This is a genomic window from Parachitinimonas caeni (genome assembly GCF_030129945.1).
Taxonomy (GTDB): Bacteria; Pseudomonadota; Gammaproteobacteria; order Burkholderiales; family Chitinimonadaceae; genus Parachitinimonas; species Parachitinimonas caeni.
Genome location: NZ_JARRAF010000189.1, coordinates 1 through 453 on the forward strand (window position 1 = coordinate 1; position 453 = coordinate 453).

The 453-nt window shown below is 70.2% G+C and carries 1 protein-coding gene; it reads left to right on the forward strand.

The genetic code is table 11. The features are described from left to right. The coding region (locus tag PZA18_RS24250; protein ID WP_284103458.1) for a dockerin type I domain-containing protein at nucleotides 1–453 on the forward strand (453 nt) is incomplete at both ends.

Sequence of the window (453 nt, forward strand, 5' to 3'; positions counted from 1 at the left end):
TCAAGCTGCTGCAGCTGACCGGCAAGGGAGATGCCCAAGTCACCATCCGCCTCGCCGGCGACCTCAACCGCGATGGGGCGGTGGATGGGACGGACAGCACCTTGTTCGAACAGGCGCTGGCTGCCGCCAACGGCGCCCCCTCGCCGGCGGGCGAGGGCGGGGGGAGTGGGAATCAAACAGGCACGCCGTCGAATACCACGACGGCCTCCATCAGCCCGGCTTTGCCGGGCGCCACGCAGCCACCTGGAATGGCCGCAGACCTCAACGGCGACGGGGTTCTCACCGCCGCCGATCGCCAACTGCTCTACGCCAACTACGGCTGGCGTGCCAATCAGGCACCGCTGGTGCAGGCCGGGGCGGGTATCCGCACCCCCGCCAACGGCGCCCCCTCGCCGGCGGGCGAGGGCGGGGGGAGTGGGAATGGATCAGGAGCGCTGCCGAATACCACGAATG